The organism is Pseudomonas sp. PDM10 (assembly GCF_014852295.1).
Classification (GTDB): Bacteria; Pseudomonadota; Gammaproteobacteria; order Pseudomonadales; family Pseudomonadaceae; genus Aquipseudomonas.
This window is the reverse complement of the sequence record NZ_JACVBJ010000002.1, coordinates 108532-123716: the sequence shown is the minus strand read 5'-3', so window position 1 is coordinate 123716 and position 15185 is coordinate 108532. Positions and strand designations below refer to the sequence as shown.

Here is a 15185-nt window from a genome sequence, read left to right as displayed (position 1 = left end):
TTTCAGACTCGCTCGATGGCGCGTTCGCCGAACAGGCCGGCGGGACGGATGTACAAGAAGGCCAAAGCCAGGAAGTAAGCAAACCACGGGGTGATGCCGCCGCCGATCAGCGGGCCGATGTAAACCTCGGCGAGGTTCTCCGCCGCGCCGACAATCAGGCCGCCGACAATCGCCCCGCCAATCGAGGTGAAACCGCCAATGATCAACACCGGCAAGGCCTTGAGCACCACCAGCGACAAGGAAAACTGCACACCTTGCCGCGCGCCCCAGAGCAATCCCGCCACCAACCCGACTACACCGGCCACCGCCCAGACGATCTGCCAGATGCGGTTGAGGTTGATACCGATCGACAACGCAGCCGTGGTGTCATCGGCCACGGCGCGCAGGGACACCCCGATGCGGGTTTTGTTGAACAGCAGCGCCAATACCGTCACTAACACGATGGCCGTGGCGGCGGCAATCAGGTCGAACTGGCTGACCATCAGCCCCCCGATAAACAGCGGCACGTCGTCGATGCCCAGGTCCAGCGCCCGCACCTGCGAGCCCATCAAACCCTGAGCCAGGCCTTCGATGATGAACGACAGCCCGAGGGTGGCCATGAACAAGGTGATCTGCGAGCGATTGACCAAGGGCCGCAGCACCAGCCGTTCGATCAACAACGCGCCGATGATCATCACCGCCACCGTCAGCAACAACGCCAGAGCAAACGGCACGCCCTGATCGTGCAGGCTGACGAAGGTCAGCGCGGCGAACAGCAACATCGCGCCCTGGGCGAAATTGAACACACCGCTGGCCTTGTAGATCAGCACGAAGCCAATCGCGACCAGCGAATACATGGTCCCGGCGAGCAGGCCGCCGAGCAGAGTTTCCAAGAAGAACGTCATCAGTGAACCACTCCCAGATACGCCGCGATCACGTCGGGATTGGCCTGCACTTCGGCCGGTGTGCCGTCGCCGACTTTGCGTCCGTAATCGAGCACGACCACGTGGTCGGACAGGCCCATCACAACGCTCATGTCGTGCTCGATCAACACCACCGTGGTGCCGAGGTCGCGGTTGACGTCGGCAATGAAGCGCGCCATTTCCTGCTTCTCTTCGGCGTTCATCCCGGCCATCGGCTCGTCCAGCAGCAACAGGCGCGGACCCGCGATCAAGGCACGACCGAGCTCTACGCGCTTTTGCAAGCCGTAAGACAGATTGCCCACCGGCACATCGCGGTAAGCCTGAAGTTCGAGGAATTCGAGGATGCCCTGAGCCTGTTGGCGAAAGTCATCAGCCTCACGGCGGGCTCTCGGCAAGCCCAGCGCCTGTTCGATGAAACTGCTGCGCAGGTGCCGGGACAGGCCCGTGAGGATGTTGTCGATCACACTCATCTTCTTGAACAGCGCATTGTTCTGGAAGGTGCGGCCGATGCCGCGTCGTGCGGCGGTCAGCGGATCGATACGTTTAAACGGTTGCTGCTCAAAGACAATCGAGCCGGCATCGAAACGGTACACGCCGTTCAGCACATTGAGCAGCGAACTCTTGCCCGCGCCGTTGGGGCCGATCAGTGCGCAGATCTCGCCACGACGTACGTCGAACGAGAGTTCGTTGATCGCCTTTACGCCTTTGAAGGACAGGGAAATACCGCTGACTTGCAGGATGGAATCGGTCGAGCTCATGCGATGTCCCGTTTGAATTCGGATAACCAGGCAGGCGTTGGTTGAGCGTCGGGGGCGCGCGTGGCTTGCCATATGAAATGCAGGTTGTGAAAGCCCAGCAGTCGACGAACGCGGTTTTTGATCAGGCGTTGCAGGCCTTTTTCCGGGTGGGCGATGGCCCAGTCGCAGAGGCGTCGGCGCCAGGTGCCAAGCGGCGCGAGACGACTTTCAATTTCTGCGGCCAGTAGATGCAGGCGCTCACCGGATAACAGCAATCCCGAGGGTGCCACTTCACGACGGTCGCGGCTGGCGCTGCCAGGGCTTTCCGGGAACGCCAGGGCGTGGCCGCTGGTCAGCCATTGTTCGAGCAAAACGCTGAGACCGGCCTGCCATTGGGTGCCCTCTTCGCTCCACAGTTGCGGGCGTTGCCACCAACGGCTGGGGCGTTGCGCAGGTTCGACCGGCCCGAGCAGTTCGGGGAAATCCAGCAGCGATTGGCCCTGGCTGAGCCAGAGCTGTTGCGTCTGTCGTGCCTGGACAAACGCGTGAGTGGGGCGACTGCGCCATAGGGTTTTGTGCAGAGCTTCTGCATCGAGGTTGTCCGGTAGCGTCAGCAGTTCACCGCCGATGTGCTGCGCAGCCAGTGCCAGCAGCAATAGATTCGGCTCGAAGGCGCCGCTCAACGCCAGACGCGATGCTTCGGTGAATCCTTGCTGTCGCAAACCGTCGGCCAAACGCTCGACATCGCGCAAGGCATCGATCCAGCGCCAGACGAACCACTGGCCATGGCGCTTGTGCCGCAAGGCCGGTTGCAAGGGGCTGACCTGAGCCCAGTGGCGCAATTGCTCCAAAGCCTTGGGCAGATCGACCCGCCACTCTGTGGTGTCCGCGATTGGCGGACGTTTGAGTTCGTGCACGCTCATTGGCATACCTCCTATCCATGGGCAAAAAGCGTGCGGTGGTCCGCCGGGCTGAAGGGTTGGCACCGCCCTCTGTGGGAGCGGGCTTGCTCCGGGCGGCGCTCCGACGAAAGCGGTCTTACAGGTGACATTGATGTTGGATGTTCTGGCCTCTTCGCGAGCAAGCCCGCTCCCACAGGGGATTTGTGTGGTGTTCAAGTCTTCTATGCGGACGCCACTTTCTTCTCTTGCTGCCGCAACGCCGCCAGGTCTCGATAACCCGCACCCGGATGAATCTCCGGCAATCTCGGCCCTTCCCCAAACAGCTTCTCGCGCAAGGTCCCCGGCGCGTATTCGGTTTTGTAGACCCCACGCTTCTGCAACTCCGGCACCAGCAATTCCACAGCGTCGATGAAGGTTTCGTGAGTCAATGCATAGGCCAGGTTAAAGCCGTCCACATCGGTCTCCTCGACCCACTCCTGCAACAAGTCGGCGACGGTCTCGGGGCTGCCGACAAACAACGGACCAAAACCGCCGATACCCACCCAGTCAGCCAATTCGTTGGGGGTCCAGACCTTGTTCGGGTCCGCCGTGGAGAACGCTTCCACCGCCGATTGAATGGCATTGGTGTGCACATGCTTGAGCGGCTCGTTGGGTTTGAACTGACTGAAATCAATCCCGGTCCAGCCCGAAATCAGCGCCATTGCCCCCTCGTAACTGACCCAGGTTTTGTATTCTTCGAACTTGGCCTTGGCCTTGGCGTCGGTCTCGCCAAGGATCACGGTTTGCAGGTTGAAGATCAGGATCTTCGACGGATCTCGCCCGGCTTCGGCAGCCCGACGGCGGATGTCGGCAACGGTTTTCTTCAGCAGCACTTTCGACGGTGCAGCAACGAACACACACTCGGCATGCTCAGCGGCAAACTGCTTGCCGCGACTGGATGCGCCAGCCTGATAGAGAACCGGCGTGCGTTGCGGCGAGGGTTCGCAGAGGTGAATGCCCGGCACCTGGAAGTGCTTGCCGACGTGCCGGATCTCGTGGATTTTGCTCGGGTCGCTGAAGATCCGCCGCTCGCGATCCCGCAGAATCGCCCCCTCTTCCCAACTGCCTTCCCAGAGTTTGTAGCAAACCTCCAGGTACTCTTCGGCGAAGTCGTAACGGGCGTCGTGTTCGGTCTGGTTTTTTTGGCCGAGGTTCTTCGCACCGCTTTCCAGATAAGAGGTGACGATGTTCCAGCCGGCACGGCCTTTGGTCAGGTGATCGAGCGTCGACAGGCGTCGGGCGAATGGATACGGGTGTTCGAACGACAGCGAGGCGGTCAGGCCGAACCCCAGATGCTCGGTGACCAGCGCCATCGGCGGAATCAATTGCAGCGGATCGTTGACCGGCACCTGCGCCGCCTGACGGATCGCCGCATCACCATTGCCGTTGTAGACGTCGTAGATGCCCAGCACATCGGCAATGAACAAGCCGTCGAACTTGCCGCGCTCGAGGATTTTCGCCAGATCGGTCCAGTACTCCAGATCCTTGTACTGCCAGGAGCGATCCCGCGGATGCGCCCACAGACCCGGCGACTGGTGACCGACGCAGTTCATGTCAAAGGCGTTGAGACGAATTTCACGGGCCATCAAACGACACTCCGAACGCTGGGGGGATGGATGCCGTTGAGGCGAAAGTTGCCGATGAGGTGGAGTTTCCAGCGCAGCGGATCATCCAGTGATCCGGGCAACGCGGTGCGTTGGCCGGTGAGTTCGAACTCGGCATTGCTGACGGCATTTAACGCGTCGGCGCTGGCCAGGTGCGATTCGGCGATGGCGACGCTGATTTCCCTGTCGTCATCAACGCTGTTCAGAAAATCTTCGGCACGTTCGAGCAGCGCGGCGGCGACTTCGATGCGGATGTGCAAATCGCCGAAACGGCTGATGACGAAAGGATCATCCGTGACTTGAGCCTGCTGGCGGACGAAACGCAACGTCGCATCGAGCACGCTGCGAGCGTTGTGCAGGTCGTGCTGACTTTTGGCCAGGGGCTGCCCGGCAACAATCGGTTGGGTCAAAGCATTCATGGTGGGCTCCTCAGTTCCAGGCGTGGCGCGCAGGCTTCACGCCGTTGAGCAGGTAGTTGCCAATCAGGTGATATTTCCAGCGGGCCGGATCATGCAGGGTGTGCGTCCGGGCGTTGCGCCAGTGGCGGTCGAGGTTGAATTTGCCGAGCACCGAGCGAGTACCGGCCAGTTCGAAGAGTTTGCTGCTGGCAAGCAAGGCGATCTCGGCGGACAGCACTTTGGCCTGGGCGACCACCACCGAAGCGCGGGCCACCGTGTCTTCGTTGGGGTCGAGCAAGGCGTGGTCGATTGCGCGGCCGGCCTTTTTGAGGATCGCTTCGGTGCCGTGGACCCGCCATTCGAGGTCGCCGATCGCAGCGATGCTGAATGGGTCCTGCCAGCCATGATCCTGTCCGCTGTCGATCCATGGCCGGGCTTCACGGGCGTAGCGTTTGGTTTCTTCCAGAGCGCCGACGGCAATGCCGGTGTCCACGGCCGCCTGAATGATTTGTGAAATCGGGCCGTCGGCGGTGGGTTCATCAAAAGCCTTGTGGGCTGGGATCACAGCACTGAGCGGGACCTTCACCTCGTTCAGGGTGACACCACCGCTGGCCGTGGTGCGCTGGCCGAAACCGTCCCAGCTGTCGATAACGGTCAAGCCGGGAGTGTCGCGTTCGATGAAGGCGATGAAGGCCTTGTTCTCTTCATTGACCGCCACCGCTGGCACGATGTGCGCGAACAGAGCGCCGGTGCAGTAGAACTTTTCGCCGTCGATTCGCGCGGTGTCTTTATCGAAACGGATTCGGGTTTCGAAGGCCCCGGCGTTTTTGCTTTTGGATTCGGAGAAAGCATTGCCGAAACGGTAGCCCTTCAGGACTTTGCCAAAGTAGTAACGCTTCTGCTCTTCGGTGGCGGTTTGCAGCAGGATGTCGAGCACGCCGAGGTGGTTTTGCGGGATCTGACCCAGGGACGAATCGGCAGAGGAAATGATCTTGATCACCTCAGCGACGGTCACATAGGAAACGCCAGCGCCGCCGTACTCCTTGGGAACGGTGATGCCCCAGAGGCCGCTGGCGGAAAACTCGTCGAGCTCGGCGATTGGCAGGCGTCGCTCGCGATCCCGCACGCTGGCTTCAATGGCAAAGCATGCAGCGAGCTTGTGGGCGACGGCGATGGCTTCGGCATCAGAGTGAATGACGTGGGCGGTGCGAGGGGATTGAGCTGAGATTGTCATAATGCGACTCCTGCGTCGGGTGAACACCCAAGAGCCAATACAGAAGTCGTGCCAACATAATTATTCTTTATTAATCAATAAATTACGGACTTTTTTTAATTACGTCACAAACCGAAGCGAGACAATCTGTGGATTTACTGTTCCTCGGCAAACACTAATGACAGAAAAAAATGCTCGACCTCTTCGCGAAAGTCGAGCATTTCGTTAACCAATACAACTATTAGTTAGTGCGCGACATGGTAATAGATTGGATCAGAGAAGCTTGCGTTAGTTCCACCATAATAAATAATGTAACTGAACTTTTTTGCGACCCAGTATGTTCAAGCAAGTGCACTCTAGATATGTTTACTGAAAAAAAACCATCGACCCACTCTCCGACAGGTGCATTCGAAACCACCTCCTTATCTGCAATAAACACGCTGATAAGGTCGTCTGGTGTGTGATTAAGAGGCTCAGGAATGCGAGCGGTAGCACCATCTGGAACATCTTTCAGGTTGATCACTCCATCTACAGCTTCTGGAACAACAAGCGGCAATAAGTTCATTTTTCCAATTCCTTTCAGTTGACGTTCGACGAAGACCTGGCCGTCTGGTGGGCCTGGACAAAATAGCAGCGCGCTGAAGTCCATTTGAAAGACAATTACTGCGCCCGTCTACTGTCAGAAATAACAGGTACCCCACCCTTTCCGATCAGCGGTAAGAGGTCAAATCACAATATTACGAACAAACCGTGCGGCCACGGCCCCATCATTGCGGGTGAATACCCAGATCAGTTACAGAAGTCGTGCCTGTTATTAATAGGGTTATTAATCAGCTACTTATGGCTTGTTCAACGAAAACACACTCACTAAAAAATGCAATATATTCAATCACGGTTCCCCTGCCAACAGTCAGGCCTGCCTCACAAGCGCATCGACACACCTAAATCGAGCACTTCGCTTTGTTGGAATGGATCGTCGACCCAATACCGAATCCGCATTCCCGAACTGTTGATGAACGCGCAAGCAGGAATCACAAATGATGCCCCACCTCCAGTAAGTGGGGTCGTTAATGTTTTGGAAGTGCCGCCATTGTTGTATTCGAGGGTTACCGGGATGCCCGGATAAACACCCCGGCTCAATACAATATCGACCTGGGCGCCGGCTACGACATCTTCGAGAAAGACAATGTCGCCGCAGGCCACCGGCAGTACGGGTGCAGGTAAAAGCGCTGACGGCTTTCTGTGATGAATAGACATTTACGAACCCAATGTTGAGGAGTGGACCGTCATCCACCGGTGCACTCATCAATATCTGGATCCGAGGCCAATCGTCTACTGTAAGAAGTAACAGGTATATATGTGTTTGACGTGGCGAAATCAGCGCCGATCAAATCACCACATTTCGCACAAACCGCGCCGTCACCGGCCCATCGTTGCGATAGGCATGGGGCTGATTGCTGGCGAACATGTAGAACTCGCCGGCAGCGATCTCATGGGGTGTTTCACCCAGCATCAGCGTCAGGCAGCCTTCGAACACGTAGATCTGCTCACTCCAGCCCTCGGCGTCCGGTTGCGACGGATAAATCTCCCCTGGTTGCAGACACCATTCCCACTGTTCCACCTCGCGGGTAGCCGTGGCTTTGGACAGTAAAACGGCTTTGCTGCCAGGAATCTTCCCGGCCCAGGCCACTTCGTTGATGCGGCTCGGGTCGCGGGCATCCGGGGCCTGGATCAGGTCGCTGAATGCGACGTCGAGCGCTTCGGCCACGCGGTCGAGGGTGGTCAGGCTGACATTCTTCTCGCCGGCCTCGATGGCCACCAACATCCGGCGGCTGACGCCGGATTTTTCCGCCAGCGTCGCCTGGCTCATGTCGGCGGCGTGGCGCAAGCGTCGAACGTTCTGGCTGACGTGCTGGAGGACCGAAGCCCGCTGCGTGGAATCTTTGTGCACTATATTGCTCACTCGGTGGGGTTGGGCAGTATACTGCGCAACATTCGGCGCATTGTGCGTCCCCCTTCAGGTAGCGCGCAAGCTCATGACGTCGGTGAATACCCCTCACACTTCCTCCCGTTTCTCGCGGTTCAGCAAGGCCGAGTGCGTGCTTGTGCTGATCACCATGGTCTGGGGCGGCACCTTCTTGCTGGTGCAACATGCGATGACCGTCAGCGGGCCGATGTTCTTCGTTGGCCTGCGCTTTGCCGCGGCGGCGATCATTGTTGCGCTGTTTTCCTGGCGACACCTGCGTGATCTGACCCTGTTCGAATTGAAGGCCGGGGCCTTTATCGGCGTGGCGATCATGCTCGGTTATGGTTTGCAGACCGTCGGGTTGCAGAGCATTCCCAGCAGTCAGTCAGCGTTTATTACCGCGTTGTACGTGCCCTTTGTGCCGTTGCTGCAATGGCTGGTGCTGGGACGGCGTCCTGGGTTGATGCCGAGCATCGGGATCATGTTGGCGTTTACCGGGTTGATGTTGCTGTCAGGACCGGCGGGTGCCTCGTTCAATTTCAGCCCTGGCGAAATCGCCACGTTGATCAGCGCCGTGGCGATTGCGGCAGAGATCATTCTGATCAGCACCTATGCTGGCCAGGTCGATGTGCGACGGGTGACGGTGGTGCAATTGGCGGTCACCTCGGTGCTGGCGTTTTTGATGGTGGTGCCGACTCAGGAAAGGATTCCGGACTTCTCCTGGCTGCTGTTATGTAGCGCGTTGGGCTTGGGCGCGGCCAGTGCGGCGATTCAAGTGGCGATGAACTGGGCGCAGAAGAGCGTTTCGCCGACCCGGGCGACGCTGATCTATGCCGGTGAGCCGGTGTGGGCCGGGATTGTCGGAAGGATTGCCGGGGAGCGGTTGCCGGCGATTGCGTTGGTGGGTGCGGGATTGATTGTGGCGGCGGTGATTGTCAGTGAGTTGAAGACCAAGGGTAAGGCTGCGGCGACAGAGGAAGAGTTGGAGCAGGAAACACAGGGTTAAGCTTCAAGATCTGTAGCGTCTGGTAGATCGCCTTCGCGAGCAGGCTCGCTCCCACATTTGGAATGCATTCCCCTGTGGGAGCGAGCCTGCTCGCGAAGGGGCCAGACCTGCGGCATACAGAACTTTGAAACAATGTGAATCAGGTTTTTTCCGTCTACCTTGTAGGATTCTGAGACAGCTTGGCGTTTGGTGATCCGGGAGCTGGCACGTATGATGCTTCACAAACTTCCGCAGATTAGAAGCCTATGTCCCTGATAGTTCTACTGCTTCTGCCTTTTATCGGCAGCTGTCTGGCAGCCTTGCTGCCGCACAACGCGCGTAACACCGAATCTTTGTTGGCGGGCCTGGTTGCCTTGATAGGCACCGTCCAGGTCGCTCTGCTGTACCCGCAAATCGCCGATGGCGGCGTGATCCGCGAAGAGTTTTTCTGGTTGCCCAGCCTGGGCCTGAACTTCGTCCTGCGCATGGACGGGTTCGCCTGGCTGTTCTCGATGCTGGTGCTGGGCATCGGCACGCTGGTTTCGTTGTACGCCCGCTACTATATGTCGCCGGACGATCCGGTGCCGCGGTTCTTCGCGTTTTTTCTGGCGTTCATGGGCGCCATGCTCGGGCTGGTGATCTCCGGCAACCTGATCCAGATCGTGTTTTTCTGGGAGCTGACCAGCCTCTTTTCATTCCTGTTGATCGGCTACTGGCACCACCGCGCCGATGCGCGACGCGGTGCTTATATGGCGCTGATGGTCACCGGCGCAGGCGGTTTGTGTCTGCTGGCGGGGGTCATGCTGCTCGGCCATGTGGTCGGCAGCTATGACCTGGACAAGGTCCTGGCCGCCGGCGACCTGATTCGCGCACACGCCCTCTACCCTATTCTGCTGCCCCTGATCCTGATCGGCGCCCTGAGCAAAAGCGCGCAATTCCCCTTCCACTTCTGGCTGCCCCACGCCATGGCGGCGCCGACACCGGTTTCGGCCTATCTGCACTCGGCGACCATGGTCAAGGCCGGGGTGTTTCTCCTCGCACGACTGTGGCCGTCGCTGTCCGGCAGTGAACAATGGTTCTACATCGTCAGCGGTGCCGGTGCCTGCACCCTGTTGCTCGGCGCGTACTGCGCGATGTTCCAGAACGACCTCAAAGGTTTGCTGGCCTACTCGACCATCAGCCACCTCGGTCTGATCACCTTGCTGCTGGGCCTGAACAGTCCGCTGGCCGCTGTGGCCGCGGTGTTCCACATTCTCAACCATGCGACCTTCAAGGCCTCGCTGTTCATGGCCGCCGGGATCATCGACCATGAAAGCGGCACCCGGGACATTCGCAAGCTCAGCGGCCTGGTCAAGCTGATCCCGTTCACCGCCACCCTGGCCATGGTCGCCAGCGCTTCCATGGCCGGTGTCCCGCTGCTCAACGGTTTCCTCTCCAAAGAGATGTTCTTCGCCGAAACCGTGTTCATCAATGCCACAGCCTGGATCGAGATGACGCTGCCGATCGTCGCGACCATCGCCGGGACCTTCAGCGTCGCCTACTCGCTGCGCTTTACCGTCGACGTGTTCTTCGGCCCGACCGCCACCGACTTGCCGCACACCCCGCACGAGCCGCCCCGCTGGATGCGCGCGCCGGTGGAGTTGTTGGTGTTCGCCTGCCTGGTCGTGGGGATTTTCCCGGCGCAGGTGGTCGGCCCGTTGCTGGCCGCGGCTGCCCTGCCGGTGGTGGGCGGCACCTTGCCTGAATACAGCCTGGCGATCTGGCACGGCTGGAACGCGCCGATGATCATGAGCCTGATCGCCATGTCCTGCGGCATCGTGCTTTATCTGCTGTTGCGCAATCAGCTCAAACACGGGCGCTTCAAGTACCCGCCGATCATTGGCCGGTTCAACGGCAAGCGCCTGTTCGAACGCGGCCTGGTGATCATGATGCGCCTGGCCCGTCGTTTCGAGCGGCGGATCAGCACCAAGCGCCTGCAAACCCAATTGTTCCTGGTGGTGCTCGCGGCCGTGTTGGCCGGGTTGATCCCGATGCTCCACAGCAGCCTGAGCTGGGGCGACCGGCCGAAGATTCCGGGTTCGATCGTGTTCGTGACCCTCTGGCTGCTGGCGATTGCCTGCGCCCTCGGCGCGGCATGGCAGGCCAAGTATCACCGGCTCGCGGCCCTGACCATGGTCAGCGTCTGCGGCCTGATGACCTGCATCACCTTCGTCTGGTTCTCGGCGCCAGACCTGGCGCTGACGCAATTGGCCGTGGAAGTGGTGACCACGGTGTTGATCCTCCTCGGGCTGCGCTGGCTACCGCGACGGATCGAAGAGGTGTCGCCGTTGCCGAGCACCCTGCGCAAGGCGCGCATCCGCCGTATCCGCGACTTGCTGCTGTCGACCGTGGTCGGTGGCGGCATGGCGTTGCTGGCCTACGCGATGCTGACGCGCCAGACGCCGAACGATATTTCCTCGTTCTACCTCAGCCGTGCCCTGCCCGAAGGCGGCGGCAGCAACGTGGTCAACGTGATGCTGGTGGACTTCCGCGGCTTCGACACCCTCGGTGAAATTACCGTGCTGGTGGCCGTGGCGCTGACCGTGTTTGCCCTGCTGCGACGCTTCCGCCCGCCAAAAGAAAGCCTGCAGTTGCCCGCCCAGCAGCGTCTGCTGGCACCGGACGTGGTCACCGACCTGGTCAACCCGCGTCACGCCAGCGACACCGCGCTCGGTTTCATGATGGTGCCGGCGGTGCTGGTTCGCCTGCTGCTGCCGATTGCGTTCGTGGTGTCGGTCTACCTGTTCATGCGCGGCCACAATCAGCCGGGCGGCGGCTTTGTCGCGGGTCTGGTGATGTCGGTGGCGTTCATCCTGCAATACATGGTCGCTGGCACCCAGTGGGTCGAAGCGCAAATGAGCCTGCGACCGTTGCGCTGGATGGGCACGGGCCTGCTGTTTGCCACGGTCACCGGGCTCGGGGCGATGGCCGTCGGGTATCCGTTCCTGACCACCCACACCTGGCATTTCGGACTGCCGGTGTTCGGTGACATTCACATCGCCAGTGCGCTGTTCTTCGACATTGGCGTGTACGCCGTGGTGGTCGGTTCGACCCTGTTGATTCTCACCGCCCTCGCCCACCAATCGGTACGGGGTCACAAGACCGCTGCCCTGCCTCGATCCGTCGCCATGCAAGGAACCGTCTGATGGAAGAAGTCATCGCAATCGCCATCGGCGTGCTGGCCGCGTCCGGCGTCTGGCTGATCCTGCGGCCACGGACGTTTCAGGTGGTGATGGGCCTGTGCCTGCTGTCCTACGGCGTCAACCTGTTCATCTTCAGCATGGGCAGTCTGTTCATCGGCAAGGAACCGAACATCAAGGTCGGCGTGCCTCAGGACCTGTTGCACTACACCGACCCGCTGCCGCAAGCGCTGGTATTGACCGCCATCGTGATCAGTTTCGCCATGACTGCGTTGTTTCTGGTGGTGCTGCTGGCTTCCCGGGGCCTGACCGGTACCGACCATGTGGATGGCCGGGAGCCTAAAGAATGAATCTGATGCCGCATTTGATCGCTGCACCGATTCTGCTGCCGCTGCTGACCGCCGCCATGATGCTGATGCTGGGGGAGAAACACCGTCCGCTGAAGGCCAAGATCAACCTGTTTTCCAGCCTGGTGGGGTTGGGCATTGCCGTGCTGTTGCTGCAATGGACTCAGGAGACGGGCGTCCCCGGCTCCATCGGCGTGTACTTGCCGGGCAACTGGCAGGTGCCGTTCGGTATCGTGCTGGTGGTCGATCGACTCTCGGCGCTGATGCTGGTGCTGACCGGGATCATCGGCGTCAGCGCCTTGCTGTTCGCCATGGCCCGCTGGGACGGCGCCGGTTCGAGTTTCCACGCGCTGTTCCAGATTCAGATGATGGGCCTGTACGGCGCATTCCTGACGGCGGACCTGTTCAACCTGTTTGTGTTTTTTGAAGTGTTGCTGGCGGCCTCTTATGGCCTGATGCTCCACGGTTCGGGTCGGTCGCGGGTATCGTCGGGGCTGCATTACATCTCGATCAACCTGCTGGCCTCGTCGCTGTTTTTGATCGGCGCGGCGTTGATCTACGGCGTCACCGGCACCCTGAACATGGCCGACCTGGCGCTGAAAATTCCGCTGGTGCCGGAAGCCGATCGCGGCCTGCTGCATGCCGGCGCGGGGATTCTGGCCGTGGCGTTCCTGGCCAAGGCCGGGATGTGGCCGCTGAACTTCTGGCTGGTGCCGGCCTACTCCGCAGCCAGCGCACCGGTGGCGGCAATGTTCGCGATCATGACCAAGGTCGGCGTCTACACCTTGCTACGTCTGTGGACCCTGCTGTTCTCTGGTCAGGCCGGCGCGTCGGCGTACTTTGGCGGCGACTGGCTGATCTACGGCGGCATGGCGACCATCGTCTGCGCCGCCGTGGCGATTCTCGCCGCACAACGACTGGAGCGCCTGGCCAGCCTGAGCATTCTGGTGTCCGCCGGGATTCTGCTGTCGGCCATCGGTTTCGCCCAGCCCAACCTGATCGGCGCGGCGCTGTTCTACCTGGTCAGCTCGACCCTGGCGTTGAGCGCGTTGTTCCTGTTGGCCGAGTTGATCGAGCGTTCGCGTTCGGCCAATGAAATGCCGCTTTTCGATGACGGCGATCTGCCGCGACCGATGGAATCCTTGCAGCCGCCCAAAGGCATCAACCTCGATGACGAGCAGAAAGCCGTGGTCGGCCAGGTGATTCCCTGGACCATGGCGTTCCTCGGGTTGAGCTTCATTGCCTGCTCGCTGTTGATTATCGGCATGCCGCCGCTCTCGGGATTCATTGGCAAACTCGGCTTGCTCAGCGCCCTGCTCAATCCGTTGGGCCTGGGCAATGGCGGCGATGAGCCGATTTCAAATGCTGCGTGGGGCTTGCTGGCGTTGCTGATCCTGTCCGGGCTGGCGTCGTTGATCGCCTTCTCGCGCTTGGGCATCCAGCGTTTCTGGACGCCCGAGGAACGGCCGTCGCCGTTGCTGCGACGTTTCGAATGCGTGCCGATCATTGCGCTGTTGGGCTTGAGCATTGCGCTGACCTTCAAGGCTGAACCGCTGCTGCGCTACACCCAGGCGGCCGCTCAAGCCTTGAACAATCCGCAGCAATACGTGATGGCGGTGCTCGGCACCCGTACGATTCCAAGCCCGGAAGCCAAAGCCGCGGTAGCGGAGGTCACACCATGAAGCGTCTGTTCCCTGCTCCCTGGTTGTCGCTGGCCCTGTGGTTGCTGTGGCTGGTGTTGAACCTGTCGATGAGTCCCGGCAATCTGCTGCTGGGCGCAGTGCTGGGGTTTTGTGCGCCGTTGATGATGCGCAAGCTGCGACCGCTGCCGATCCGCATTCGTCGGCCGGGGGTGATTGTGCGTTTGTTCTTTCTGGTCGGTCGCGATGTGGTGGTGTCCAACCTCGCCGTGGCCTGGGGCGTGCTCAACGCCGGTCGCCGTCCACCGCGCTCGCAGTTCATCAAGGTGCCGCTGGACTTGCGCGACGCCAACGGCCTGGCGGCGCTGTCGATGATCTGCACGGTGATTCCCGGCACCGTGTGGTCGGAACTGGCGCTGGACCGCAGCATTTTGTTGTTGCACGTCTTCGATCTGGATGACGAAGCGCTGTTCATCCAGCACTTCAAGGCGACCTACGAGCGCCCCTTGATGGAGATCTTCGAATGAGCGCCTTGCTGTCGAACGCAATCCTGCTGAGCCTGTTCATCTTTTCGCTGGCGATGATTCTGACCCTGATCCGCCTGTTCAAGGGGCCGTCGGCCCAGGACCGGGTTCTGGCGCTGGACTACCTGTACATCATCGCGATGCTGATGATGCTGGCGCTGGGCATTCGTTATGCCAGTGACACTTACTTCGAGGCGGCGCTGCTGATTGCGCTGTTCGGCTTCGTCGGCTCGTTTGCCCTGGCGAAATTCCTGCTGCGTGGCGAGGTGATCGAATGAGCGCTGAACTGTCTCTGTGGGTTGAAATCCCGGTGGCGATCCTGCTGGTGCTCAGCAGTCTCTTTACGCTGATCGGCGCCATTGGCCTGGTGCGGATGAAGGACTACTTCCAGCGCATGCACCCGCCGGCGCTGGCATCGACCTTGGGCGCCTGGTGCGTGGCGCTGGCCTCGATCATTTACTTTTCGGCACTCAAATCCGGGCCGGTGCTGCATGCCTGGCTGATTCCGATTCTGTTGTCGATTACGGTGCCGGTGACTACGTTGCTGCTGGCGCGGGCGGCGCTGTTTCGCAAGCGTATGGCGGGGGATGATGTGCCGGCTGAGGTGAGCAGTCGGCGCACGGAGAGCTGGAGTTAAAATTGAGTTTTTGTGTTGATTGGTGGGGCCTCATCGCGAGCAGGCTCGCTCCCACAGGTTTTGCACGATCCTGTGGGAGCAAGCGGTGCGGCGACCCGACTTGCCCGCGATG

The 15185-nt window shown here is 60.3% G+C and carries 15 protein-coding genes and 1 pseudogene; 7 read left to right on the top strand and 9 right to left on the bottom strand.

What is annotated here, in order from left to right:
- Positions 1-2: 2 nt before the first annotated feature.
- The 9 genes from IB252_RS07120 to IB252_RS07080 all read right to left on the bottom strand — a co-directional run bounded on the left by IB252_RS07120 (position 3) and on the right by IB252_RS07080 (position 7746).
- Positions 3-884 (bottom strand): branched-chain amino acid ABC transporter permease, encoded by an 882-nt coding sequence (locus tag IB252_RS07120; RefSeq protein ID WP_192407794.1) that lies wholly within the window; start codon positions 882-884, stop codon positions 3-5.
- Entirely contained in the window at positions 884-1660 is a 777-nt protein-coding gene (locus IB252_RS07115) for an ABC transporter ATP-binding protein (protein ID WP_192407792.1), read from the bottom strand. The genes IB252_RS07120 and IB252_RS07115 overlap by 1 nt, the downstream gene beginning before the upstream one ends.
- Positions 1657-2562, bottom strand: a complete 906-nt coding sequence (locus IB252_RS07110; protein ID WP_192407790.1) for an AMP-binding protein — start codon at positions 2560-2562, stop codon at positions 1657-1659. Before IB252_RS07110 ends, IB252_RS07115 begins: the two co-directional genes overlap by 4 nt.
- Positions 2563-2762: 200 nt before the next feature.
- Entirely contained in the window at positions 2763-4166 is a 1404-nt protein-coding gene (locus tag IB252_RS07105; RefSeq protein WP_192407788.1) for an LLM class flavin-dependent oxidoreductase, read from the bottom strand.
- Positions 4166-4603 carry an acyl-CoA dehydrogenase gene (locus IB252_RS07100; RefSeq protein ID WP_192407785.1) on the bottom strand — a complete coding sequence of 146 codons (438 nt, stop codon included), beginning with the start codon at positions 4601-4603 and terminating at the stop codon, positions 4166-4168. The genes IB252_RS07105 and IB252_RS07100 overlap by 1 nt, the downstream gene beginning before the upstream one ends.
- A gap of 10 nt (positions 4604-4613) precedes the next feature.
- The gene (locus IB252_RS07095) at positions 4614-5816 is read right to left on the bottom strand and encodes an SfnB family sulfur acquisition oxidoreductase (RefSeq protein ID WP_192407783.1); all 1203 of its coding nucleotides are present in this window, start codon (positions 5814-5816) and stop codon (positions 4614-4616) included.
- Between the two features lie 220 nt (positions 5817-6036).
- Complete coding sequence (locus IB252_RS07090) at positions 6037-6360, bottom strand: hypothetical protein (protein ID WP_192407781.1); 324 nt, start codon at positions 6358-6360, stop codon at positions 6037-6039.
- Positions 6361-6716: 356 nt separating this feature from the next.
- On the bottom strand, positions 6717-7052 hold the full coding sequence (locus IB252_RS07085) for a hypothetical protein (protein ID WP_192407779.1): 336 nt from the start codon (positions 7050-7052) through the stop codon (positions 6717-6719).
- 130 nt (positions 7053-7182) lie between these two features.
- Positions 7183-7746, bottom strand: a complete 564-nt coding sequence (locus tag IB252_RS07080; protein ID WP_192407777.1) for a helix-turn-helix domain-containing protein — start codon at positions 7744-7746, stop codon at positions 7183-7185.
- Here IB252_RS07080 and IB252_RS07075 point away from each other — a divergent pair.
- The 7 genes and pseudogenes from IB252_RS07075 (at position 7741) to IB252_RS07045 (ending at position 15073) form a co-directional block, all read left to right on the top strand.
- Positions 7741-8767: pseudogene (locus IB252_RS07075) on the top strand (DMT family transporter). The gene IB252_RS07080 and the pseudogene IB252_RS07075 sit on opposite strands and share 6 nt — an antisense overlap.
- Before the next feature lie 245 nt (positions 8768-9012).
- The gene (locus IB252_RS07070; protein WP_192407773.1) at positions 9013-11931 is read left to right on the top strand and encodes a monovalent cation/H+ antiporter subunit A; all 2919 of its coding nucleotides are present in this window, start codon (positions 9013-9015) and stop codon (positions 11929-11931) included.
- Complete coding sequence (locus IB252_RS07065) at positions 11931-12275, top strand: Na+/H+ antiporter subunit C (protein WP_192407771.1); 345 nt, start codon at positions 11931-11933, stop codon at positions 12273-12275. The genes IB252_RS07070 and IB252_RS07065 overlap by 1 nt, the downstream gene beginning before the upstream one ends.
- Entirely contained in the window at positions 12272-13954 is a 1683-nt protein-coding gene (locus IB252_RS07060; protein ID WP_192407769.1) for a monovalent cation/H+ antiporter subunit D, read from the top strand. Before IB252_RS07065 ends, IB252_RS07060 begins: the two co-directional genes overlap by 4 nt.
- Positions 13951-14439, top strand: coding sequence for a Na+/H+ antiporter subunit E (locus IB252_RS07055; protein ID WP_192407768.1), 489 nt, complete (start codon positions 13951-13953; stop codon positions 14437-14439). The genes IB252_RS07060 and IB252_RS07055 overlap by 4 nt, the downstream gene beginning before the upstream one ends.
- Entirely contained in the window at positions 14436-14714 is a 279-nt protein-coding gene (locus IB252_RS07050) for a K+/H+ antiporter subunit F (RefSeq protein ID WP_008151692.1), read from the top strand. The genes IB252_RS07055 and IB252_RS07050 overlap by 4 nt, the downstream gene beginning before the upstream one ends.
- The gene (locus IB252_RS07045; protein WP_192407766.1) at positions 14711-15073 is read left to right on the top strand and encodes a Na+/H+ antiporter subunit G; all 363 of its coding nucleotides are present in this window, start codon (positions 14711-14713) and stop codon (positions 15071-15073) included. Before IB252_RS07050 ends, IB252_RS07045 begins: the two co-directional genes overlap by 4 nt.
- Positions 15074-15185: the final 112 nt, after the last annotated feature.